Annotated in this window: 35 protein-coding genes; 2 read left to right on the top strand and 33 right to left on the bottom strand. The window is 41.1% G+C overall.

Annotation, left to right across the window (positions count from 1 at the left end):
- Nucleotides 1–13: 13 nt before the first annotated feature.
- The 32 genes from ABZD21_RS13930 to ABZD21_RS13775 all read right to left on the bottom strand — a co-directional run bounded on the left by ABZD21_RS13930 (nucleotide 14) and on the right by ABZD21_RS13775 (nucleotide 20,444).
- Complete coding sequence (locus ABZD21_RS13930) at nucleotides 14–436, bottom strand: ArdC-like ssDNA-binding domain-containing protein (protein WP_372775652.1); 423 nt, start codon at nucleotides 434–436, stop codon at nucleotides 14–16.
- A gap of 76 nt (nucleotides 437–512) precedes the next feature.
- Complete coding sequence (locus ABZD21_RS13925) at nucleotides 513–974, bottom strand: hypothetical protein (protein ID WP_372775651.1); 462 nt, start codon at nucleotides 972–974, stop codon at nucleotides 513–515.
- 422 nt (nucleotides 975–1,396) lie between these two features.
- The gene (locus ABZD21_RS13920) at nucleotides 1,397–3,028 is read right to left on the bottom strand and encodes a hypothetical protein (protein WP_372775650.1); all 1,632 of its coding nucleotides are present in this window, start codon (nucleotides 3,026–3,028) and stop codon (nucleotides 1,397–1,399) included.
- The gene (locus tag ABZD21_RS13915; RefSeq protein WP_372775649.1) at nucleotides 2,997–3,587 is read right to left on the bottom strand and encodes a hypothetical protein; all 591 of its coding nucleotides are present in this window, start codon (nucleotides 3,585–3,587) and stop codon (nucleotides 2,997–2,999) included. The genes ABZD21_RS13920 and ABZD21_RS13915 overlap by 32 nt, the downstream gene beginning before the upstream one ends.
- 1 nt (nucleotide 3,588) lies before the next feature.
- Nucleotides 3,589–3,870 carry a hypothetical protein gene (locus ABZD21_RS13910; protein ID WP_372775648.1) on the bottom strand — a complete coding sequence of 94 codons (282 nt, stop codon included), beginning with the start codon at nucleotides 3,868–3,870 and terminating at the stop codon, nucleotides 3,589–3,591.
- Nucleotides 3,830–4,339: a hypothetical protein gene (locus ABZD21_RS13905; RefSeq protein WP_372775647.1), complete on the bottom strand. Its 510-nt coding sequence runs from the start codon at nucleotides 4,337–4,339 to the stop codon at nucleotides 3,830–3,832. Before ABZD21_RS13905 ends, ABZD21_RS13910 begins: the two co-directional genes overlap by 41 nt.
- Nucleotides 4,333–5,121 (bottom strand): hypothetical protein, encoded by a 789-nt coding sequence (locus tag ABZD21_RS13900; RefSeq protein WP_372775646.1) that lies wholly within the window; start codon nucleotides 5,119–5,121, stop codon nucleotides 4,333–4,335. The genes ABZD21_RS13905 and ABZD21_RS13900 overlap by 7 nt, the downstream gene beginning before the upstream one ends.
- A 129-nt stretch (nucleotides 5,122–5,250) precedes the next feature.
- On the bottom strand, nucleotides 5,251–5,808 hold the full coding sequence (locus ABZD21_RS13895; RefSeq protein WP_372775645.1) for a hypothetical protein: 558 nt from the start codon (nucleotides 5,806–5,808) through the stop codon (nucleotides 5,251–5,253).
- An 11-nt stretch (nucleotides 5,809–5,819) separates the two neighbouring features.
- Nucleotides 5,820–6,779, bottom strand: coding sequence for a hypothetical protein (locus ABZD21_RS13890; RefSeq protein ID WP_372775644.1), 960 nt, complete (start codon nucleotides 6,777–6,779; stop codon nucleotides 5,820–5,822).
- A 3-nt stretch (nucleotides 6,780–6,782) separates the two neighbouring features.
- Nucleotides 6,783–7,823, bottom strand: a complete 1,041-nt coding sequence (locus tag ABZD21_RS13885; RefSeq protein ID WP_372775643.1) for a head maturation protease, ClpP-related — start codon at nucleotides 7,821–7,823, stop codon at nucleotides 6,783–6,785.
- 67 nt (nucleotides 7,824–7,890) lie between these two features.
- Nucleotides 7,891–8,268 carry a hypothetical protein gene (locus tag ABZD21_RS13880; protein ID WP_372775642.1) on the bottom strand — a complete coding sequence of 126 codons (378 nt, stop codon included), beginning with the start codon at nucleotides 8,266–8,268 and terminating at the stop codon, nucleotides 7,891–7,893.
- Nucleotides 8,269–8,375: 107 nt separating this feature from the next.
- Nucleotides 8,376–8,888, bottom strand: a complete 513-nt coding sequence (locus tag ABZD21_RS13875) for a hypothetical protein (RefSeq protein WP_372775641.1) — start codon at nucleotides 8,886–8,888, stop codon at nucleotides 8,376–8,378.
- A gap of 712 nt (nucleotides 8,889–9,600) precedes the next feature.
- The gene (locus ABZD21_RS13870; protein ID WP_372775640.1) at nucleotides 9,601–9,789 is read right to left on the bottom strand and encodes a hypothetical protein; all 189 of its coding nucleotides are present in this window, start codon (nucleotides 9,787–9,789) and stop codon (nucleotides 9,601–9,603) included.
- A gap of 6 nt (nucleotides 9,790–9,795) precedes the next feature.
- Nucleotides 9,796–10,086, bottom strand: coding sequence for a hypothetical protein (locus tag ABZD21_RS13865; RefSeq protein WP_372775639.1), 291 nt, complete (start codon nucleotides 10,084–10,086; stop codon nucleotides 9,796–9,798).
- 15 nt (nucleotides 10,087–10,101) lie between these two features.
- Nucleotides 10,102–10,533: a hypothetical protein gene (locus ABZD21_RS13860; RefSeq protein ID WP_372775638.1), complete on the bottom strand. Its 432-nt coding sequence runs from the start codon at nucleotides 10,531–10,533 to the stop codon at nucleotides 10,102–10,104.
- Nucleotides 10,534–10,544: 11 nt separating this feature from the next.
- A complete protein-coding gene (locus ABZD21_RS13855) occupies nucleotides 10,545–10,823 on the bottom strand; it encodes a hypothetical protein (protein WP_372775637.1) in 279 nt (92 codons plus the stop codon).
- A 2-nt stretch (nucleotides 10,824–10,825) separates the two neighbouring features.
- Complete coding sequence (locus ABZD21_RS13850) at nucleotides 10,826–11,299, bottom strand: hypothetical protein (RefSeq protein WP_372775636.1); 474 nt, start codon at nucleotides 11,297–11,299, stop codon at nucleotides 10,826–10,828.
- Nucleotides 11,296–11,715, bottom strand: a complete 420-nt coding sequence (locus ABZD21_RS13845) for a hypothetical protein (RefSeq protein WP_372775635.1) — start codon at nucleotides 11,713–11,715, stop codon at nucleotides 11,296–11,298. Before ABZD21_RS13845 ends, ABZD21_RS13850 begins: the two co-directional genes overlap by 4 nt.
- 3 nt (nucleotides 11,716–11,718) lie before the next feature.
- Nucleotides 11,719–12,090: a hypothetical protein gene (locus ABZD21_RS13840; RefSeq protein WP_372775634.1), complete on the bottom strand. Its 372-nt coding sequence runs from the start codon at nucleotides 12,088–12,090 to the stop codon at nucleotides 11,719–11,721.
- A 4-nt stretch (nucleotides 12,091–12,094) separates the two neighbouring features.
- A complete protein-coding gene (locus ABZD21_RS13835) occupies nucleotides 12,095–12,337 on the bottom strand; it encodes a hypothetical protein (RefSeq protein WP_372775633.1) in 243 nt (80 codons plus the stop codon).
- 11 nt (nucleotides 12,338–12,348) lie between these two features.
- Nucleotides 12,349–15,468 carry a CHC2 zinc finger domain-containing protein gene (locus tag ABZD21_RS13830; protein ID WP_372775632.1) on the bottom strand — a complete coding sequence of 1,040 codons (3,120 nt, stop codon included), beginning with the start codon at nucleotides 15,466–15,468 and terminating at the stop codon, nucleotides 12,349–12,351.
- A 68-nt stretch (nucleotides 15,469–15,536) separates the two neighbouring features.
- Entirely contained in the window at nucleotides 15,537–15,950 is a 414-nt protein-coding gene (locus tag ABZD21_RS13825; protein ID WP_372775631.1) for a hypothetical protein, read from the bottom strand.
- A 29-nt stretch (nucleotides 15,951–15,979) separates the two neighbouring features.
- Nucleotides 15,980–16,672 carry a hypothetical protein gene (locus tag ABZD21_RS13820; protein ID WP_372775630.1) on the bottom strand — a complete coding sequence of 231 codons (693 nt, stop codon included), beginning with the start codon at nucleotides 16,670–16,672 and terminating at the stop codon, nucleotides 15,980–15,982.
- A 10-nt stretch (nucleotides 16,673–16,682) separates the two neighbouring features.
- A complete protein-coding gene (locus tag ABZD21_RS13815; RefSeq protein ID WP_372775628.1) occupies nucleotides 16,683–16,979 on the bottom strand; it encodes a hypothetical protein in 297 nt (98 codons plus the stop codon).
- A gap of 12 nt (nucleotides 16,980–16,991) precedes the next feature.
- Nucleotides 16,992–17,465, bottom strand: a complete 474-nt coding sequence (locus tag ABZD21_RS13810; protein ID WP_372775627.1) for a hypothetical protein — start codon at nucleotides 17,463–17,465, stop codon at nucleotides 16,992–16,994.
- Nucleotides 17,466–17,498: 33 nt separating this feature from the next.
- Entirely contained in the window at nucleotides 17,499–17,786 is a 288-nt protein-coding gene (locus ABZD21_RS13805) for a hypothetical protein (protein ID WP_372775626.1), read from the bottom strand.
- The gene (locus ABZD21_RS13800) at nucleotides 17,783–18,271 is read right to left on the bottom strand and encodes a hypothetical protein (protein ID WP_372775624.1); all 489 of its coding nucleotides are present in this window, start codon (nucleotides 18,269–18,271) and stop codon (nucleotides 17,783–17,785) included. Before ABZD21_RS13800 ends, ABZD21_RS13805 begins: the two co-directional genes overlap by 4 nt.
- On the bottom strand, nucleotides 18,261–18,419 hold the full coding sequence (locus ABZD21_RS13795; RefSeq protein WP_372775623.1) for a hypothetical protein: 159 nt from the start codon (nucleotides 18,417–18,419) through the stop codon (nucleotides 18,261–18,263). Before ABZD21_RS13795 ends, ABZD21_RS13800 begins: the two co-directional genes overlap by 11 nt.
- Entirely contained in the window at nucleotides 18,416–18,769 is a 354-nt protein-coding gene (locus tag ABZD21_RS13790) for a DUF4406 domain-containing protein (protein WP_372775622.1), read from the bottom strand. The genes ABZD21_RS13795 and ABZD21_RS13790 overlap by 4 nt, the downstream gene beginning before the upstream one ends.
- A gap of 661 nt (nucleotides 18,770–19,430) precedes the next feature.
- Entirely contained in the window at nucleotides 19,431–19,994 is a 564-nt protein-coding gene (locus ABZD21_RS13785; RefSeq protein ID WP_372775620.1) for a helix-turn-helix transcriptional regulator, read from the bottom strand.
- A 65-nt stretch (nucleotides 19,995–20,059) separates the two neighbouring features.
- Nucleotides 20,060–20,242 (bottom strand): hypothetical protein, encoded by a 183-nt coding sequence (locus tag ABZD21_RS13780; protein WP_372775619.1) that lies wholly within the window; start codon nucleotides 20,240–20,242, stop codon nucleotides 20,060–20,062.
- 16 nt (nucleotides 20,243–20,258) lie between these two features.
- The gene (locus ABZD21_RS13775) at nucleotides 20,259–20,444 is read right to left on the bottom strand and encodes a hypothetical protein (protein WP_372775618.1); all 186 of its coding nucleotides are present in this window, start codon (nucleotides 20,442–20,444) and stop codon (nucleotides 20,259–20,261) included.
- 111 nt (nucleotides 20,445–20,555) lie between these two features.
- On the opposite strand from ABZD21_RS13775, the gene ABZD21_RS13770 reads away from it, so the two are divergent.
- Both ABZD21_RS13770 and ABZD21_RS13765 read left to right on the top strand, forming a co-directional pair.
- Nucleotides 20,556–20,900, top strand: a complete 345-nt coding sequence (locus ABZD21_RS13770; RefSeq protein WP_372775616.1) for a hypothetical protein — start codon at nucleotides 20,556–20,558, stop codon at nucleotides 20,898–20,900.
- A gap of 109 nt (nucleotides 20,901–21,009) precedes the next feature.
- A complete protein-coding gene (locus ABZD21_RS13765) occupies nucleotides 21,010–21,351 on the top strand; it encodes a hypothetical protein (RefSeq protein WP_372775615.1) in 342 nt (113 codons plus the stop codon).
- A gap of 201 nt (nucleotides 21,352–21,552) precedes the next feature.
- Here the strand turns inward: ABZD21_RS13765 and ABZD21_RS13760 are convergent, their stop codons facing one another.
- The gene (locus tag ABZD21_RS13760; RefSeq protein WP_372775614.1) at nucleotides 21,553–21,780 is read right to left on the bottom strand and encodes a hypothetical protein; all 228 of its coding nucleotides are present in this window, start codon (nucleotides 21,778–21,780) and stop codon (nucleotides 21,553–21,555) included.
- Nucleotides 21,781–21,937 lie beyond the last annotated feature (157 nt).

Here is a 21,937-nt window from a genome sequence, read left to right as displayed (position 1 = left end):
AAGTAAAAAACAACTATAAAAGTGAATCTTCAAACTGTTCTATCGGTTCGGGGTTGTGGTTTTGTTGTGGCTGGGTGGTGGCTTCGTTCGGGTTGTGAACCTGTGTATTTGCGAAAAGGTAACAGATAGGCCAATACTTAAATTCTGCGGGTTCGTCGCTTCCCTCCGGTACCTGCTCAAATTTTCGTGGCTGCCCCCAAAATAAAAATGCTTTGCTGCCTTTTTTAACCGTGCAATCTTTTTCTTTCCATTGGTTGAAAGTGTTGAACTTCTCAATTTCGGGGTTTTCTTCTTCGTACATTTCCCGAAGTCCTTCGTTAACTGTTTCGTAAACTCCCTCTTTAACTGCCAGTCTGATTGTTTGGCTCAATGCTATTAAGGTTTTGCGCTTCTCTATATATTGCGCTTTTCTGGATTCTTTTGTATCTTTGCTCATGATGTCAAAATTTAAAATGTGTTAAACGTTTTGATTTTTGAAAAAAAGGGGAAATGAGGTTTCCCCTTTTCGTTTTTTAGGCTTCAATCAGCTTTTTCAGTTCGTCCGCTTTCGCTTCTACTTTCGCCAATAGGTAGGTTAAAACTTCGCCAATCAAAATTGGATTTTGCAGGGCAAAAACTTGTTTTCTGTTGTACTTGTTACCTCCCTCGATACTCAAAACAAAGTCCTCGGTTTCAAACTCATTTTTTGCGGCAATCTCCGCCAGTGTGTCCAGGTGTGTTTGTAAATTTTCGGCGCTTGCCTGTAACCTGGTCAACTTTCTAATCAACTCCTTTTTTTCGTTGAAATACTCGATCCGTGAATTTAGATCGGTTGGCACGGCTTTGAGTTTCGCCGTTAACTCGTCAACTCGTTTTTGAAGCTCCTCAACTGTGATCTGTTGCGGGTCGGTTGCTTTTGTGGCTTCCGTTTTTTTTACTTCCATTACGGGCAGATTTTGCCCCTTTGCCTTTTCGGCATTAGTTTTTGATGTCATAATTTAAAAATTTATGTTAAACATTTCTGAAATATGGGTTTAACTCCCTCATTTCGTTACACTAAGATACAAATTATCCAAATAAAAAACAAGCACAAAAAACTGTATATCAGCATGTTAAGGCATATTATAATATTAAAGGAGGAATACAAATTGGCAATTGAACTAAAAAATATTTTTTAACAAAAATGTATCCTAAATGCCATTTAGTTAGTGTCCGGGGTTTAAAATGTTATGTATCTGAGTGTCAGTTAAAAAATTTGTTCAAACTTTCAAAAAGTTTGATTGAGAGGATACTCTCCCCGCCTCGCCCTGAATCGTTTTGGTAATTACTTTTTGAAAAATTCGCCTTATATGCCTGTTGTCTGGAATTATTCTAAATAGTGGCGGTGGTGTGTGGGGTCGTGCGTGTGAATAGGTAATTACCCATTACTAAAGATGCTTACAATGCTATCATCATATTCATCATTGACAGCGAACTTATTCATACCGATAAATAATGTGTCCCATGCGTCTGTGCCATCCGTGCGATGTTCGAGACAATCTTCTTCTGTCTCTCCAAGCTTCTCGCCTGACTTATCTTTCTGAAATCCTTTTGATGTGATCTTAACACCGGTATTTTCCAAAGCCAATATCAGTGCCTCGTTATTGGACTTATTGAATAAAGGAAATAGATACTTCTGTCCTTTCAATGCTAAATGGATCATGCGATGTTTATCACGGTGTGGAACCGGGTTGCCAAGATGGATTCTTTCCACTGACCAATTCAATCGCTCGAATTCTGAACAGATAACAGCAGCAAAATCATCATCTCCAACAGCATAGTTGGTGCCAAGTGCGGTGTTGTCATAATAATAGATTACTGTTTTGTTGTTGTGGTGGCGGTAGTACTTGCAGAAGTCCTGCACCAGCTCACGAATCTTTCGCTCATACTTCACATAGAAGCTCTTGAGCGTTTGCATCTTTACTCCGTGCCTCTGGCCAGCAACCAACCAGTTGATATTGGCATTATAGTCAAATGCAATGCAGATAGGTTTTTCACGGTCGAGGTCGCCATCCTGCAGGCAATTATCATCCTTGTCCTGGTAATTGTAATTCAATCCATCCAGATAGCTATTGTCATACGCATCATAATAATGGATGCTTTCCTGCATTGCTGAATAGAAATTATCCCTTTGGTTATTGATTTTCTTACATAAAATGGAAGTCTGGAATACCAATGGCGGCAAATCGCGCTTCATTTGCTTAATGTACCTTTCGCCTAATAGCAAAAGGTTCTCGATGCTGGACCACTCACGGTAATACACTGCTATCGATCGCAATTTAGCCAGGGCAATATCCAATTCTCTCAGATAAGTAGCATGAAAAGGTTTCGGGTCAATTTTCATTCGCTGCTGCACTTCCCAACGCTCGAAAATAAGTGAGTGAATTATATCAATCAATTCCTCGTCCATTTTCTCCTTATAAGTCAAAAACCAACTACCGGCTTTTGTGGTTGGCATATCTGAAATAATCAACATGCTATGATGCCAGGGAATATGTCCAAAATGACCGCGAAATCCACCATTCGCCGGAAATGTTTCCTCCTTCAGTTTTTGAAATTTAAGAAATTTGGCTTCATCTAACAGAATGCCGTCAAGTGTCAAGGAGTTGGAAGTTCCTGCACGGTCTTGGGAAATAAAGCGCCAAATAGTGCCATTGTACCAAATCATTGCATGCTCGTAACTTGGCGGGTCTATAATTGGTTTTGCAAAGTTGCTGTTTTTGGGCGGTTTGTGGCCAATGTGAAAATGCAAGTCGCGTTTATACCCCATTTCTTCTAAGGCCTGAAGTGTGCCGGGAAGTGTTCTGGATAAAAGTTGCTGAAAAGTATTCCCCACAACCCCTTGCGTTGAGCGCGGCATACTTTGGGTATTCCGCAAAACAAATGGAGCTGCAAACCCATGAGATTTGCCTAAACGCCTTCCACCTGCAATTACCGATGTGTGTGCACCGGTGTACATGTACTCAAGCTGTGGATCGTTATAATAGATTTTCTTCCTCGTCGCTGTCATCTTTAATCATTTCTTCGTAAGGCACATCTATAATTTCAATTTCAGCATGGTATTTTTCAAGCATTTTGTTCTTTTTCGCCCTGATATCGGGGTCTTTTTTCAAGCCCAGCGGCGTTGGGTCATCTGTTGGCTCAAATGTTTGCGGCACAATTTCATCAAACGGCAGCGGCTCAGCATCGGGTTTGTCGAGCATGTTGTATTTGCCCAGTTTATCAGCGGCCAATGCCATCGCTTTTGGGTCTTTTTGGATTTCAGCAAGCGTATAGGCTTCCTCAAGCATGGTATTTACCCTATACCGAATCCATTCCTTTCCCGGGTTCTTTACGTCTCCCAGTAAAACTTTGATGATTTGGATGTCTTCATAGGCCGTACTTTTCGCTACGCCAAATTCGTTCATCAGCAAATCGCGGATATCGGGTTCTCTTTTTGTCGGGAATTCATACCAAAAAGTATAACCGACCCTAAGGCGTTTGATTCTCTCCAGATATACTGCAGGAATATTTTCCTCTGTATCGTAGAGGTGTTTTCGGCAAACTTCTAATGTAGTGGGGCGTGGCATGTTATTCGTTTTGTTCCTGGTCTATCCTGAACCGGTTAACCATTTCAACTGCAAGTGGGCTTCCTAATTTAGCGAGCTTCAGCTCCTGTTTTCGCAGCTCCAAAATGGTTTCCGCTTTTCCTGTTTCATAAGCTTTGTAAGCTTCACTTGTTCGGTGTTTGATATTCCGTTTAAATTCTTCGGCATCAACATCAATCAGCAAAGCAATATGATTGGGTCTCATTAGCTGGCTTGCCAATTCTTTAATAATTTTCAATTGCTCCTCCGAATATTTCATTCGCATCAATCATGTTTTGGCGTTCTTGTAAAACCGATTTCAAAAGGCTGGTGTAAATTTCTGGCATGGTGCAAACCATCCCACATTCAATCCTGTTTCCTCTGGTTTGGTTTTGGCTTGTAACTACCGATACATTCCAGTGCTTATTTTTCAGCAATACCACCTTTGCGTGGTTATTACCTAAATGAAGCTCTTCGGCTATGTTTTTTGTGAATAAACTTAACCGAAGTGCTTTAACCGCTGTGCGATGGTCGGCAATCATCGCCAGGGAACTTATTAAACCGTTGTTTTTCATCTGCAGCAGCTTTCTCACAAATTCTTCCGATACCGAGAATGTGGCGAGTATCAAATCACCTGGTCCGGTTTCATCCAGAATAAATTCCAATAAATGATAAAGCTGGAAGTCAGAAGTAAAATAAGCCTGCACCGGATTACAGGCCAACGGTTTAATGTGTTCCCTTACTTTTTCTAACATTCAATCCCGGCTTTTGCCAGTTCGCTAAGTGTTTCCGTAGCAAATTCCTCTCCGGCATCCTTCAACTCGTTGTACCTGGCTTGAATGATTGCTTTCACTTCGTCAATCTTTTTATCCTGGACATTTCCATCTGCCAGTTTCTTCAGGTTTGTAGAAATGTACTTCCGGTTTGCATTGATGCGTTTATGGTCGATGGCCACCGGTTCTTTTTTTTCTTCAGCTTCTGCACCAGGTTGCCATGCGTCAATAACATCCCAGTTTTTGCGGATAGCACTGTCCAGTTCATCAATCCGTGCCAGTAATGGGGCGCGGTCTTCCGCAGGGGCTTTTCCCATCAGCTTCAGCTTTTCGTGTGTCGAGCGGATTTCTTTATAAGCATCGCGGTTGTTGTCCCAAAGCTTTTGGATTTCTTCCGGAAGATCCTCATACTTCACTTCTGTGTCGTTGCGGACAATCTTCAAACGTTGCGGCCCTGGTTCTGCATTCGTTTGGTCAATTACCTGGTCGCTGTGTGGTTCTTTTTTCCCTGTCGTTTCATCAACCGGCGCATCGGCTTCTTTTTTCTCTTTTTTCCCGGCTTTCTTTTTCGCTTTTGCAGCCAGACTTTTACTTTTTGCCTCTTCATATTCAAAGGCTTTTTTTAACTCATATTCCAATTTTTTCGGGTTCTGTTTCCGCGATAAATTTTGGAGCAAAACTCTGTTCTTTGAAAATTTGCCCAATAATGCCAGGCCAATTCCATAGTCTTTTTCTTCTGATTCAATCCATTCCTGTAATTTCATATCTACTGTTTTTTAATTTATCCCAAATTAGATATTCGGTAATTACCATCGAAGGACAAAAAAAAGCCCTATCCGAATTTTCGGACAGGGCTTTTATTTTTTTTCTCCCATTCAGGGAGCAATCGGTTTCTATAAAGCAGTAGGATTTACTTCTCCTGTGCTATCGGTAATCAATCCGTCATAGAACGGGAACGGACAAACATCGGTAGCCTCCACTTCGAGCATAGTTCCCTTTTCCGAAGTTGGTGAACTTCCGGTCATTTGAGTTACTTTTGTATCCGTCAAAAACTTTTCCGATCCACAAACCCTGAATTTTCCACCATCGCGCTCCTGGTATATGTAAACCAAATCGGTATTGGCGGCCAACTTTGCAAAAGCGGTTGCTTCAACTGTGGTTAACGAAGTCACCACTTTAAACTTATTGGCATAAGTTTTACAGCGGATTTCGCCTTGTTGTTCCGATGTTGGTTCCGACTTAACATCAATACAATTGATGCGTTTCCAGAGCGTTGCTGCCTCAAGCACAAAATCACCGGCAAGTGTCACTTCTGCCTGAGCATCGGCAGGAGCAGCAGCAAACTGTGGCCAGGAGATTATCTTCGATTTCTCAACATACCACAGGTTGGCATATACCCCGGGGACAGACACTTGTCCGTCAACCCAGTCTAAATTTCCAAAATTACTCATAGCTTATCCTCCTATCCTGCGAAAAGTTTCGAAATCATCAATTCCTTTTTGTCCAAAGTGGCATATTGCACGCCAAAGAACATTGCCAAAATGAATTGCAGTTTAAAAGCATTGTCGCCCCTGCGAACTTCTACGCCTTCGTTTGCAACACCATTACCGTAGCCGTAAATCATGTTCTTTTTGGTCGAACATGTGATATACTGAGAGCCTGCTTTGCCAACAAGTGGGACAATTTCCCAACGTTTACCGGTGCCCATCAAATACATCTGCTCGAAGCCGGCGTTGTATGGCGTTGATCCAACAACATTCAAATAATCCTCTTCGTAGGCAACCAACAAGTCAGGATCAACCATCATGTTTACTTTTTTGGCTTTCATCTCCGGAGAAGCTTTTTTGTAAACTTCGCGCAAAGCATCAACAGCGTTGGTATTGTCAATTGCTTCGGTTTGTGCATAATAATTGCCCAATGCTGCGGATATCTTGGTTGCGGTAATTTCAGTAGCTGCAATTGTGTCAAAACCGTTGAACAATTTTGCGGTTGTGGTACCGGCATCATCACGTACAGCACTAAATACAGCTGGCCCAAGGTATGAAAGAACGGAATCCATAATTGCAAACAACATGGCTTTGTTCATGTCCGAATCTTTGATTCCATCAGAGTTGGCTTTCATTTGCGCCCAAATGGTTTGTTTCAACTGGTTAGGGTCGAATAGCTCAACCATCGATCCCAGGAAAGTTTCAAGTGTGCGTTCCTTGATGTCGGTGGTGTCAATCTCGTTATTGTCACCGGTGTAGGGCCGCAATTGCGAGTTGGCAAAAATTTCGCCAATAGTTTGCTTGTAAGTCACTCCCGGATAGCCGGTCATGTATGGCAAAATTTCACTGATGCCAATCGAAGGCAGTTGAAGCAACGCCTTTTCGTATTTCTGTGCCGATTTGTTCAGCTCGGCAGCTGATGTTGCTAAATTCATTTTCTATCGTGTTAATGAGTTGTACAATTTAATGTCGTCAGCTGTCAATCCGTCTTCCACATCGGCACCGCCTTTGTCGGTAGTTTCAGTGGTTTTTTTGTTTTCTGCACCGGGTCCCTTTTTCAAAGTTTCCACCTGTGCTTTCAGGGTTTCAGTTTCTGCATCTTTATCCTCGATGGATTTTTTTGCAGTAGCCAGTTCGTTTACTGCCGCATCCTGTGCAGCCTTCGCGTCCGATAATTCCTTTTCACGTGTTTTCACGTAATTGAGAACATCATCTTCGGTAGCGTAATCTTCCTCTTTGAGGCCGTACGCTGCTCTAATCTTATGAATGTCCATATCTAAAATATTTAAGTTTTCGGGTGATTGTGCAATGCGGTTAATCCAATCGGGAAAAAGGGTGTTTTTTGGTTCAAATAGTTTTACCAAATCAGAAAATTTCAATGCTGAAGCATTTTTCGGCACATTCTCGGCTTCGTCTTCCTCAATGTTTTCATACAAACCGGCGGCTTTGGCTTCATCGGCAGTTAGCCAGTGGTCGGTATAGTCAAAATATTTGGCTACAACATCATCTTTTTGCAAGCCAGTTTTTTCACAAATTGAGGTTACCAGCACATCCTGCACTTTGTCCAGGGTATTCAATGTTTTTTCAATTTCCCTGCGGTTGCCAAAAGTGCCAACCATGGGCGCGTGCAACATCAAAAGGCTGTTTTTTGCCGGATGTACGTTTACTTTGTTGGCAGCCAGCAATAGAACTGCTGCCATCGATGCACACAATCCATCGTTATAGGTGTGCACATCTTTCGGGGAATTTGCAATAGCATTGAAAATGGCCAGGCCATCAAAAACAGATCCGCCCGGGGAGTTTATCCTCACATTAATGTTGTCGTGGTCTTTTTCAAGGTTCTTGAAATCGGTAACAAAACGGCGGGCCGTAATGCTTTCTTCCCACCAACTTTCACCAATTACGCCATAAATCAGCACTTCGGCAGTTTTTGAGATTTTGTTTGAAACGATGTCGTAATACTGGTTTTCCTTGCTCATTGTATCAATACATTAATGTACAATACAATGCTATTGTAGAAATAGGGCAAAACAAAGGACTGCTATTTTAAACCATGGGGCATCGTGTTGGTGCGCTACGGGTAACCGAGCAATCGTAACCATTAAAAGAACCAGGCGTGCCATCTAATCTGCGGGTGAATGTAAAATTAGCTTTGAAAATGGCATCACCAATGGTATAAACCCGGTTATTTGCATCAGTAATTCTAAAAATACCACGCTTCCCGATCATGCTGTCAAGCTTGTTATCAGTTTCTGGTTTCACTTCAGCTATTTTAAAATCAAAAGCAAATGAATAATATATATTCCCGTTTTGATTTCCTGTGGGTTCACTAAATATACCCGAATGAGGGATAATATCCATCTGCTCAAATTCGCTGCCGGTGTTTGGCATGTATTCCACTTTCGTAATTACTCCACTATTCATGATTAAAATTTTTATTGTTTTTTACTGCTTTTTTGCATTTGTGATTAAAACATTCATTGCTATTGAACCTATTTTAAACAATTAGGGTTAAATCATTTTTTACCATCCTATATATCAGCAAGTAACAACTCTTCAAAACGTTTTTCCTCCTCTTTTCTGCCGTTGCGATAGTCTATTTTTTTAATCGCGTCGAAATTTGCCGAATTATTCCTGATGTTCAGTCCGCGGAGAATGGCCTCGACAATTTGTTTCTGAGTGTATTTTTTTTTGTACCCTTTTTCAAATTTACGGTCAACCCACTTCCTGAACTCATATTCTATCCCATCCTGTATCTTTTGTTCACCCCAGGTCGATACCGATAAAAAGTGGAAACGGATATAGTGGTGGTTCACTTTGTTTATTGGTAAAATAAACACAACCGGGTTAAGGTCGAAAGGTCTTTTTACAGGAAGATCGTTTGTGATGATATTCGAGTGGATAAGCTTACCGATATCGGTGTTTCGGCGCACAATAATTTCCCGCTGATTGGTCGGGATTTTGAATTCATACCTAACGTATGACTCAAGTACAGGATTCAATGAAATTTGAATTTGCGGTTTTGTGGAATAGTCAATATTCATGGTTTGTTTTATTAAACCAGGAACTGCAACCGGTTCAAAGATAACATAAGTTTGCAAATTAGGTATTGATATATGCTAATTACATACTAGGTTTAAAGTTACAGTACACAATATTTTTAACTAAACTGAAACACACCCCTTGTGAAAAACCCTTTTTTATTCGTGCAGCCGTGCAAAAGTACGCTAAACTTATAAAGTATTGATTATCAACGATTCTAAAAATTTAGTACGTACTAAGTACAAATCGTGCAAAATAGTGCGCAAAAAGTACGCTGTAAAATGCTGATTTTCAACGCTTAAAAAAAGTACGTACAAAAGCACAACTGTATTACCTGTTTTTAATATGGTCTTTTTTCAAAAAAAGTAATGTAAAAAAGAAAGAAATATATATACTATATTCAAAATCAACTTATTACGGTTTTATTTTGGTCGATTTCGGTACAAATGCACTATTTGCAACAGTAATGGAGGGGGGGGAGCGCAAAATTGAAAAATCATTGAGATATTAATATCTTTTATTGTGTGCGTAACAACAACAGCGGCTGTATTGGCCGCTGTTGTTGAAGAATTAATATGTTATTTGCCACTTGAATAGCAACTCCTGCGAAGAATTAAAATGTTATTTGCCACTTGTAAGAAACGACCGATAACAGTCGCTCATATTTTATTCCGCAGGAATCGGAACGAAACATAGCTTCGTGTTATAGGGCTTTTAATCCCACGGGTTCTCGCCAGTAATTTCCACAAAGACTTCTTTTAATTGCTTCACTTTTTCGGGTAAGGCAATACCAAGTTGTTCAACGTGTATTTGTGGTGGCAAAGGCATCTTTAATGCGTGCGCAAGGTTGTCAAGTGAATCAATCAACTGACCAAGTGTTTCAAATTTGTCTTCCGTTTTCATCGTTTCTTAATTTGCTTTTTTGTCCAAAACTTGTGTCACTTCGCACAGTAACCGGTCGTTAACCATCGCTTCCTGATCAACATGCCATATCTCAATTACATTGTTGCTGTTTCGAATCAGTTTGTAAGCAAATACCGGGTTAATGTGGTTCGTCTGCTTTATCTTGCCAAGGCCAACCGGGAACAATCTTTGTAAATCATCCATATTATCCCACATGGCACAAATGCGGCCTACCATCATTTTAACTTTTGCATCCATTAAAGACTGCGCCCTTTTTTTGTCGTTGAATTCTAACATGATTGTAGTTTTAGATCACATCCACTGTTCATAAACCATGTAGTTCCCCAGGTCGCCATCATCAAGTGCCATAATATGATCAAGCATATCTCCCTGCCTTTTGTCTTCTAAGGTAAAAGTGGTACCGGTTGGCCTGTGGATAACCAAATAATTATTGGTAGTGGCCAATTCAAACCTTTCTATCAAAGTAGCCGTCAATTGGAAGTTACTGTCAACTATGAACATGAAGTTCTTTTTGTCGAAACTTCGCGCTTGCAAATCTATGTCCTGGCATCGCTTGTTCAGCCAGTTTACATCACTTGTTTTGGCTTTGAAGGCCGATTTCAACTCATTCAATTTCTGTTCGTCAATCAGGCAATGCTGAAATGTTTGAGCAAAATCCTGCAATTCCTTGTGGGCTTTGTTTTTTGGAACATAAAAATGCCCCGAAATAAAATACTGTTTCATAATTATTGATTTTATAATGAGCCTTGATGAATGTAATTGGCATCATCACATGGATCAAGGTCGGGTATTTTAACCGTCTTTTTTTGCCACTCAATCATTTCTTGTGCGTGGTTTTCTACCATTTCCGCCATAGCAGGTTGTCCGCCATCGAGTCTCAATTTGGCTGCCCATCTTAAAAGCAACTCTGGCGCAAACTTGTCTTGTGCTCTAAGCAAAAATACTGGCTCATTGGCTGGTATTTTGTTCTCTGGGTCTTGGATCCTGTTGTAATCCGCTCTTGCATGTTTCATAATTATTGATTTAAAAGTGATAGTTTCCTGTATTCCGAAACTGTAATTTCTTCGCAATCGGCTGGTATTTCACAGTCCCATTTTTCGAAAACTTCAAAAAGGAAATAATCGGGATTGTTGTATGAAAAACCTATGTTTTTAAAAGGTGCGCCATCGAAACCAATACACATATTTAGCTCATGTTTACTGACTTTTGTGAGGGCTTCAAGCCTTTCATACATTGCTTTCCCTGGTTTTGTATTTCTTCGTGGGACAGCACCTGCGTCTGTATTTCTCCAAACCTTTGGGTCTGGTGTTTGGTCTGCGAAATATACAAACTCGATACCACCAAAAGCAGCCCATCTGTCGGATCTCCATTTTTCGAAACCAATTTCATCAGCTAAACTTTTAGCTTCTTCAAAAGCTTTTTCTTCTTTCTCAACAATCGCCTGGAATTTCTTCCCGGTTTCTGAAGTTCGTAAAGTTTTAAATTTCATACTTTCAATTTTAATTTAGTTATCTGGTCGATTCCTTCGCGAATTCGATATTTCTCTTCCTCAATTGTTTTCAGCCTGCTCCGGCTTACTTTATCTCTCGTTTTTTGGCTTGTGGTCATGGGCGAAATATTGCCGGGTTTAAACCTTGTTGCTTCGCTGTTGGGAATACACCAGCCTTTCATCCCCTTCGTGGCATTTGGACCTCTTTTTGCTCTTGCCAGGTATTGAATGTGCTGCTTCCTTTTTTCCAGGAATCCTTCCTCTTTTTCCAGTCCCATTTCCCTGGCTTTGCGCACAAGTGTGCGCCAGCTCACACCCAGATCAATCGCCAACTGTTTGTTGTAAGCGTATTTGAATTCAAACTTCATCCGGTGAAGCATTTCTTCAGTCCATTCTGTTTTTATTCCTTTGGCCATAACTCAAAATGGCAAATCCCCGTCCATATCTTCCGCACTTACTTCGCCAACTTCCACATTGTTTGGTGCCGGTTCCTGGAATCCCCATAAAACCATATTCCCCAAAATTGGCATGGCATGTTTTTGTTCGTCGCTCATTTTTTCCGTTACCTCTTTTGGTAAGCTTTGTTTAACCAGGTGCGTATCCTTGCGGTCGCCAATTTTCTCTTTAAGCTCGAAGCCAATCAAATCGAGGTAAACTCCTTTTTCGCCTTTTATAAGGTTGTTTCCCGCTATCGGGATTACAAGGCATTCAATGTCGCCTGATTTACCTTTCATTGTGCGCACAGCGCTCTGTAGTTGTCTTAAATTGATTTTTGCTGAAATGTTTCCCATTTTTTTAATTTTTAAATTGTTGATTTTTAAATGTGATTTCCTCTGTTTTATAAAATTCAGTGTAATCTTTATTAAAGCTGATATAGCCTTGAAATAGTTTCCCGTCCATCCATTCTTTGACGCTTGCAATAAACTTGTCCGTATTTTCAGCTTCGCAAATCATGCTAACCTTTTTGCGCTCCCCAGGTTTCATTTTATCCAGGAACTGCCAAACCTTTTGTTTGTATTCAATTGTCGCGGTGTTCATATTGTGTGTTTTTAAAATTCAGCCACATTCCACAACGGACTGGCAATGGTGAAATATTCAGTTCCGCCACTTTTATCGTCAATTCCATCGAACATTTTATCCGGGTGGTTTCTCTTCCATTCGCCATAGTCAATGCCATCTTTGTTGGCTTTGTTGGGGTTGAAATGGAAGCCTTTATATTTGCAATAGTTTTTCATCCGGGTTTTAAAATTGGTGGTGGTAACATACCTCAGCGCGTGTGGTTTTTCCTTCATAAAATCCGCCCACAATTCTCCCCTGGCTTCGCGGTTGTTCAGTGCGCTGAATTCGTCGATTGGCGACCCGTCGGGGTTGCACGCAAACTTCACGTCGGCCCACTGCATAAAGTCCTCTCCAATTTTCTGGCGAAGCATGCGTTTTTCAATCCCTTCCATTGGCGGCTCTACTATGCCTTTGTTTTTTCCCTGCCACTCGTCGCGGATGCTTTGGAAGTACAATTGCAGGCAGGTGGCCATGAGGTTAAAAAACAAGTTCCACTGTGTTTGCTCCCATTCCGTGAAGAAATTCACGCCAAAATCATCGATAGGCTTGTGGTCGTCGTTGTACCAATCAGAGAAGACTATGTATGCAATCCTGTCGCGGAAACTTGCACCTTCGCCATTGATGGCGTGGTTTGTGGTGCCATATACTTTGGGCGTGTCCCCTTGCTCCAGGCTGAACCGTGCACCGCCTTTTACGTTTACCTTCAGCTTTCCGGTGATAAGAGTGAAGAAGTGTTCAAAATCAATATTTGCCCGCATGTCATCAAGGAAAATATTCATCGTTTTTTCGTTAACATCCGAAAAAAGGAACTGGTCATCAGTAATTTTTTTGTCTTTTCCGTTGATGTATTCCTGTGGGATTACCTGTTCAATACCAACACCTATAATGCTTTTTCCGGTTCTACCGTTACTGGTTCCAACCTCGCTCATTCGGCCATCCATGCCAATCACAGCTTTCAATTCGCTTGCATTCTTATAGTCGTGCAGCAGGTAGCCAATAGCAGTTAGTTTATTAACCAAATGCCTGTTGTTCATAAACTGCTCTTCCATCAGCGGTGCATCATCTTCGTTGCCGGTCTTTTTATATTTCCGCTCTGCTTTCCAGGTAAAATTGCTCGCATTGCGCAGGAATTGGAGGAACTGGCATTGCTCCCCCTCAGGAGAAATGTCAATAAAGAACTCCCGGTTCTCAATGTGCCTGTACTCTTCAGCTACCAATGGGCGAAGTTCATCGCTCATTTGCGTTACCTGCAGCAGCGGCTTTGTTGCCGATACTTTTGCATCGATTATTTTGTCTTCCCACACAAAATTCCTGAATTCACCATAACTCATTTCCTTAATACCATCAGCTGTAATCTCCCATATTTTTTCATTGAAAAACAGGCATTGACTGTCTTTTCCGGCTTTCTCGATATTGGGCTGAAAAAATTTGAGGTTGCTCAATTTTTCGTGACCAAGATATTGCGGGCCGCCACGGTAAAGCATTTCCAGTACATCATATTCCTTGATTTCTTCGGTAAATTCGGTAACAAAATCTTTCATTGCGTAGTTATCGACCTTGTGTACCACGCGGTTTTTTACCTGTATAAAATCCCATGTGCCCGATTTCATTTGTGTGCGGTGGAAACCACGGTTGCGGAGGAAATTAAAGCAGCGCCGGTAATGGAAATGGATTTCTTCGCGTTGCTGGCCGGTGCGCGATTCTTTCACTTGCAAATCCCAGTACTGTTCGCCTGGTTGCAGTTTTTCGGCCAATTCCAGTTGGTCTTCTTCGTTAAACCGGCGCTTGAATTTTTTGAGGTAAAACTCCTTCAGGTCGCCAATTTCTTCGCGGTGTTTTTTTGCGAATTCAACAGGGTCGTTCAGTAACCACAGGTCGGCCAGTTGCTGATCGTTCATGGTGGTTATTTTATGCATCTGCACAAATTCGTCATAACCCTGTTTTTCGTGCATGGCATAATCAATGTGGTCAAGCAGTTCTTTTTCGTTTCCAAAAAAGCTGCCCACCATCAGGTCATCAATCCCCTTCAGGTTCTTTTCGTTTGCCCTAACATGCCCAAACCAAATTTCAACGCTTACACCAACGTTTACCATGGTTTGCATGTACTCCTTGTAATTTTTTACAGCATAGAAAAACGATTGTGGCCGCTGATCGATATGATCGCCATTTTTCAACCCGGTTGAAAGATTATCCCAGTCGCTGTCGAGCATAAACACCACCTCGTCAACTTCGCAGGCCTGAATAATCAATTGCACTTCCGGAGGAAGACTTTTGTCTTTCCGGCCAATGTTCTGAATACCCATCACGCCGATTGACATGATGCCGTGTTTGCAGCACTTTTCGGCCTTTTTTTCGCCCTCCTGGATAAACAGGCGTTTTATTTTCTTCCGGTATTTAAAAAACTCACGAATTTTCTGAGGTATGTAAATATGGGTACCACTGCCCGATGGGCTTTGGTATTTTATCGGTCGCCCCTGTTTGTCGAGGTGTTGTTCCGGGTTCTGCCAGCGAACGCGAATGAGCTCAAACATTTTCGTGCTTTTCTCGGGCTTGTACATTACAGGGTTCCCGTCGAGGTCGTGGTAATATATCAGCATATCATCGGCACTTCCGCCAACTGTATATTTGCCGTATTGGTCGCGCGTTCCGCTCATGAATGCCGGTCGGCGGTGTGTGGCATTGTCTTTCTCGAATTCGATTTCAACATCTTCCGAAGTCAATCCGGAGTCGCGCAACTGCCGGTCGCTGAAAGTCTGCAATCGCCTTTCTTTCTGCGCTTCCCTGGCGTGTGCCAAACGTGCTTTTCGGTCATCATCGCTTTCAAGTTCGATGCTGTGAATCCCGGCAAGGTGTTCCAATGCCTCGGGGTATTTCATGCCCTTAATGTCCATCAGGTATTTTATGGGGCTGTTGGTCCCCCAGTCGCAGCTCCAGCACTTTGCAATTTGTTTACTAGGGTTGAACATCAAACCCTTTTTCTTTTTTGTATCGATTTTTCCGCAGCTTGGGCAAGCGCAGTAAAACTGCCTTCCGGCAGGATTCAGGTCGGTCAACACATCTTCAAGGCGCGATATCGCTTTTATTTTTTCAGCAATTGATTCTGGTATCACAGATATTTCAGTTTAAAGTTCAATGTTTAAAGTTCCTGTCATCATGAGCGTAGTCGAAAGATGTTTCATTAATACAACCTCCTCACAACTTCTTTAATCGGCGAACCCCAGTAGAGTTCTGCCGGGCATTTCAGTTCGTGGCCACCGGCGAATTTCACAGCAAAGTATTTGGTGTTTCGCGTAATTATTTGCTGCACTTTTACCGGTTCCGAGAAATTTATCAAACCCTTGTACTTTGGATTTTGCATGGCAATACCGATAAATGATTTCAGGTTTTCCTGCAAAAGCATTGTTTTCAAAATATGCCGCTCCGATGGTTGCAACCACTTCCGGTCTTCGTATTCCAAATAATCGAGCACACTTTCGCCCCTGCTTTCAATAATTTCGATTATGGGTTCATACTTTTCAGGTATCCGCTTGATTACGCGGCCTTTGATTTTGACTAAAATAGTGCCTTGCCCTTTTCTTCTGATTCTTAGCATGGTGGATTTTTTTTATTGGTTTGTTGTTTTTACATGCTTTCCCTGCAAAGTCCTTTGCAATCGTATTTGCATACTTCGTTTGTTTTATAGCAAATTTCAGGTTTGCCGTTTGTTGAAATCACTTTGAATTTTACCACCCAAACCCATGGATTGTCAGACCAGCGAATACCATGGACTTCGATGAAGCTTTTATTGCGCTCATTTACCAATTGCCATAAAGTTTTAAATGAATCTTTGGCTGAACGCAATCGATAAATAAATTGGGTTGTATTATAGGCTTCTGCTATATAATCTAAATAATGTTGGCCGCCTGAATGTAGTTTTATTCCTTCCGCTTTTGCATCACCTTCCGAGATGGCCTGTAACCTCTCCACTTTCACTTCAGTAATTTCTAACCAAATACGGGCTGCTGCTTTAGGCATGTGGATGGATGGTTTCCACTTCCCTAATTCGTCGCCTGAGCGTGTAGACGCCCTGAATTGGAATTCCCCTTTTGGCCATTCGGTAAATGTTTCCCTCACCCAAAGCAAATCTCCGGGTTGGCCGTAAGGACAGGAAACATTTCTATCAACCTTTTGAATTATTTTGTTGATGTTGACATCTGTAAGTTCTGAATGTGTCCAATGCTGATGTTTGCAAATTCGCCTGGTCTGTTTTTTCCTGTCTTCCAAAATGGCTTGTACCATTGGTAAGCTGAATAAAATAGGGTGTTCTTTCTTCATTGCCGTTGGTTTAAGCATAAGGTGTTTCGTTGTGTAATTTTGAAATCACTTCAGAGAATTTCTCCTGGAATAATTCTTCAGAAATATCTTTTCCGGTTTTAATGCACATCAAGTAATCTTCTACATAATCCTTTGGTGCGTCAAATTTTTTTACCCAAAGATTGTCTGGTTCTGTGCATGTGCTATATACTATGTTTTCAGCGTGATGGATTGCAAAAAATTCATGTTTCCCAAAGCGCAGATAAGTATTTTTCTCCCTGTTGCCACACTCGATTTCATCGTGATGGTGTTCTTTTATTTTTCCCATTTTATGTGTAATTTAAGCTACAGTAACATCCTTTTCCGATTCGGGTGTGTCCATGCGGGCAGTTCTGTCAATGTCGAGGAGTTCTTTGAATTCTGTAATTAGTTTATTGAAATTATCCCTCGAATAAATTCTTTCATAGTCGGAATAGCGGTCTCTGTTTTCCGATTTTTTTGTTCCTTTAATTTCACACGAATAAAAAATTTCTCCTTTTTCGCTACATTCAATTGAGAGAGATACTCCGTAATCTATACCTGTTTCAGCACCATATTCGCTGGCAATATCCAGCAGGTTTTTGCGCAGTTCGGTTAATGTCGTTAGTTTTTTCTGATCCCTGGTTCCGGTTACATACCCAATTATTTTATCGATTTTTTTAGCTATGTAAAAATAACCTGCGCCATGCTCCGATGCGCTATCCTGAGCTTCAGTGAAAAAACTGTCGGCCTTACTTTGCAGGCCTTGTAAATCTTTTAAAAGTTGTGCTTTCATAATTTTAATTTTAAATTGATTTGTATTGATTATTTAATTCTCCACTCTTTCTTCAACCCCTGCCAGCAGCTCGCGCAATTCATCAAACCACTTGATGCAGTTGGCGGGTATCATTAATTTCAGTGTGTCTTGCCTTCGCTCGATGTAGCGTTGCATTTGTGCAGCACTATGGATAGTTTGGATATGGTGCAGAATGGTGTTGGGCTCTTTGTTCAGCGATGGCGGCAGGTATCCTACGTTATGTACTATCAGGTTCAGTCGCTGCCTGGCTACTTTGCGCAGGAAACGTTTTCCGGATGATAGGTAGTCGAGTCGGTTCATAACCATTTCCGTTTTAAGTTTCTTAATTTCAAGCTCCCGTCTTTTCTGCGGCCAACAATCCGTTTTTTCTCGCAGTAGAATTCAATTGAGTTGGTAATGATTTGAAAGTGGCGCGAATCGGCCAGCATTTCGGCAGCAAAACCCGAATTGATTTTCCTGAAATTCAGGATTACAAGCGTATCGACCATGTTGATGTTATCGAATTGATATATCTCCAGTTCCTTCTCCCCTTTGTCGATGGTAACTAAGTAGCCAATTTGTTGGGTATGCGCTGAAAGTGCGCCGGATAAGAAAAGCACCAATACTGAAAGGAGTGCTTTTAATCCTGTATCTTCCGGTTCGGCATATTTACATTTGCCATATTCGGCATGGTAACATGCTCCCCAATCGCCAACGGTGCAGGTATTACAAGGCTTGGTTTGTTTCACAAGCATATCTGCAAACCATGCTTTTTTAGGGCGGGTTGTTGGTGTGTTATTTGTCATTTTTCCGAGGTTTTACGGGTGTAACAACAAATTCAGGGCTTTCGGCGGCATTTTCGCCAAGCAATATTTCGCTTTTATTTTCGGCAAAATGTTCGCGTGCAAATTGCAGGAACTGGTTGAGCAGTTCGTCGGTAGATAGCTTTTTCATACTCCGGTGGCTATTAATTCGGCAATCAAACTCATGTCGCCTAGTTCTTCCCAGTACATTGGAAGCTGCAAAGTGGCGGCCAGTTTTATCTCTTTGCGTGCGCCAAAGCTGTCGCGCCAATCACTCTGTATATATATGGCTTTGCACTCGCGCAATTTCGACATGCAGATGTGCATTGCTTCGTGCCAATCGGTTTCGGGTGCAATGCCCAATTGCATCGGGTTCACAATGTTTTGTTCATCGAAGCCGGCAATCATCAGTTGCATTTTTGTCAAGGCAAACTTTGTGTAGGCTTCGTCATGCGGCAAGCCTGTATATTTTCCGGCGATGTATATTTTTATTTGATTCATAATTTTTGTGTTTTAAAAATGAGCGCCCGGTCAATACCAGGCGCCCTGGTTGCTATTCCTGGTAGTGTTTAAAAAAATTTATATATATAATTCATTAAAAGAACGTTGGCGGCTGTCATCACGCCATTTGCGCACATGAAAAATAAAATGACGAACCTGTCTATGCTACAGTAATTGCACAAGCCGGTGGAGTTGGCCGCAGCACGTATGCTACGGCCTGTCCTCTCCCTTGCAGGCTTCCCAGGTCCCCGGTGGTGTATGTTTTTCATTTAATTTAATTTTAAGGCTATTTTGTTGATTACTAAAGGACTGTTAAAAGTCGGACGGGGAAAATTAAAATCAATCACGTTCAAATTAAACCTAAAACCTTTGCGGTACCGTCCGCTTTTATCAGCATCCATCCCGATAATCGGGCAATCTTTTTTCAATATTTTAAAGAGCGTTTTGAAAAAGCGGTGGCTGTGGCAGTGTTGAAAAAGCAAATCCAAAAACTATCACTTTTGGCCACCGCTTTTGTGTTTTTTTAACAGAGATAAGCCGTCCGGGGCGATTGGACGTAAAGTGGACTATTTGAATGCCCCGGAGGCTTTACAAACCCTATGTTTTTATGTTAATGATTATTTCGACCATGGTTTTGTGCTTTTTGCGTAGGGAACGCGGTTTATATTCCTATTTCTGCGGCCCTCGCTGTGAGCGCTGCAGTATTTCTTGCTTCTAATTTTTCACGGAGTTTGGTAACGCGGCTCTTTAATCCCGGTTCGCTCACGTAGAGGGAAGCTGCGGTTTGCCTGAAATTGTCGCCACGTTTAAGGGCTGCCAGGGTTTGCACATCGGTGCTGTTCAATCCCGATGCACGACCGCACAACTTGCCGCGAAACTGACATTCATGGTCATCGCATGCATAATTAAAACTGTCGGCAGTGAATTTACCGTTAATGAAATCGGGTGTTGAATCCAAAGCACCGATTACGCAGCGATACCACATTTCGAATGCCGATGAAAAGGCGGTGATACCTTGTTTGCGCAAAATTTCTTGACTGGGTTTGTCTTTTAGGAACTGGTTTGCAATCATATCCCTCAATTTTAGCGGAGCGTCGCTGAACCGCATTTTCATCCCGTTTTGGATGATCCATTTCTCGCCTGCATACCAAAAGGCTTCAACTCCTTCAAAAATGCCGGCGGGCATGGTGTTGTTTTGATTTGTTTGTTGTAATTTTGTTTCCATAATCTTAGCAGATTTAAGCCCGGGGAGGTGTTGACGCACCTTTGATCCGGGCTTTTTTGTTTATATTATTGATTTCGTTTAATAAGCGGATCCATTTCATTAATCAGCTTCATTGAGGCATCCTTTTCTTCATTCTTCTTTCGAATTTTATACAATTCTATCAAGCCTTTAATGGCCCGAAGCTGAAGCGCCGGGCTTGCGTCTGATTTTCTGATTTTGTCAATTTGTTCCAGGTAATAATTTTCCATTGTTATTGATTTTATATTAAACACTTAAATCTTTATTCAATTGATTTTGCAGAGCCAGTTTGATATAGCTTGATTCACTCATATTCATTTTGGTCGAAACCTCTTTGATAACTCTCCTCATTTCTGTAGGAATTGCTGCGTTAATCCGGTCGTCATTCCGCTGCATTAAAAAATTCATACTATTTGATGTTGTTGTGTTCATATTTTATACTTAATTTTCTATGACAATATTATGAAGAATTGCGATAATTCGCAATATGTGGCGAATAAAAACCGCCAGATATTGCTTATTTATAATTAATATAAACAGAATATGTTGAATTACAATAAAATAGATTCTACAATAAATTTTCAGAGAACGCCAAAAACTGCGATTGCGGAACATTTAGGAATACCTGAAAGCACTTTAAGAAGTCGATTGGAAAGAAAAAACTTAACACCTGATGATGTGGAAGCATTTGCAGATTTCTTTTCTAAGCCGATTGCATTCTTCTTCGACAAGGAAGAAAACGAGGTCAACGAAAAACCTGAAACATACAAATTGAAGATAATTAACTGCCCTGAGTGCATAAAAAAGCAAAAAGAACTGGATGATTACAGACAAAAATATATTGAATGCCTGGAGGAATTAGCGGGTAGGCAGAAAAAAACTTCATGAGGGTAGCCCACAATGCAGCCTGGGAGAAAAAGCCGAAGGGCGGCAACCCATTCATTAAGACAGGTAATCCATTTTTGGATTTTTGACAATTAACCTTAATAAATATAATATGCTTACAAAAGATTGTTTTTACGTGAAAACAGAATCAGGGAGGAAAATAAACCCAAAATCTATTCAAGTGATAAGCTGCTATTCACCCAGCTACAGATTACAAGCGAAAGACCCTGAACTTGATGATGGTCCGTTTAAAGTTTTGGCCATAAAATGCTATAAAATTGAATTTGAAGGTTATGGCGAAATGTATACAAATATTATTGAGTGCCTTGGAAGTCATGGCCATGTGGAAGAATTATTCTACAACACTAAAAGTCATGACGAATTAATTATCAATGATGTTTACTGGGGCGAAGTGAAACATTCTGGCGGATTCGATAAAACTGAAGAAAAATAATTTGGACGCGGGTTCGACTCCCAACTACTCAACATACACAAAACAGGTACGCATACATACCAAAATACAAATTTAAAAAGAAATACACGAAATACGTTCCGCAATCACACTGGGAAACATTGAGTTATGGAGGGTTGGTGTATCCCGCCAGCTCCACTTTTTCAATAAGCAATACAAAGCAAACTCCTGTAAGTATCACATTTACAGGAGTTTTTTGTTTTTAACTTCAAAAATATCTTTGTACTCCTTTTCAATTTCCTCAACTTCATTTTCCTTTAACGAAGAAAACTCATTCGATAAAGCTCTTTTTGAAAGTACTCCATTATTCTGCGCCAGGAATCTAACAAAAGTCGCAACCAATTTATCCGGCATTTCAAATTTATCATCAAGGAAACGTTTAAATTCATCGTATTTATAAATGTATTTCACATCATCGGGCATTATCCGGTTAATCGTGTCGGACTAACAGTCAAATAAAAATTCTGCTTGCTTGGTTGCATCATAATAACGGTAATAATCCATTGTCTCATTGATAACATCAACATTATGATCTACAGTTGTTTTCCATTCAATTAATTCAAGTACC

It is taken from the genome of Mangrovibacterium sp. (assembly GCF_041596335.1).
Classification (GTDB): Bacteria; Bacteroidota; Bacteroidia; order Bacteroidales; family Prolixibacteraceae; genus Mangrovibacterium.
Note: the sequence above shows the minus strand (reverse complement) of the source record. Positions and strands in the feature narration are given on the sequence as shown.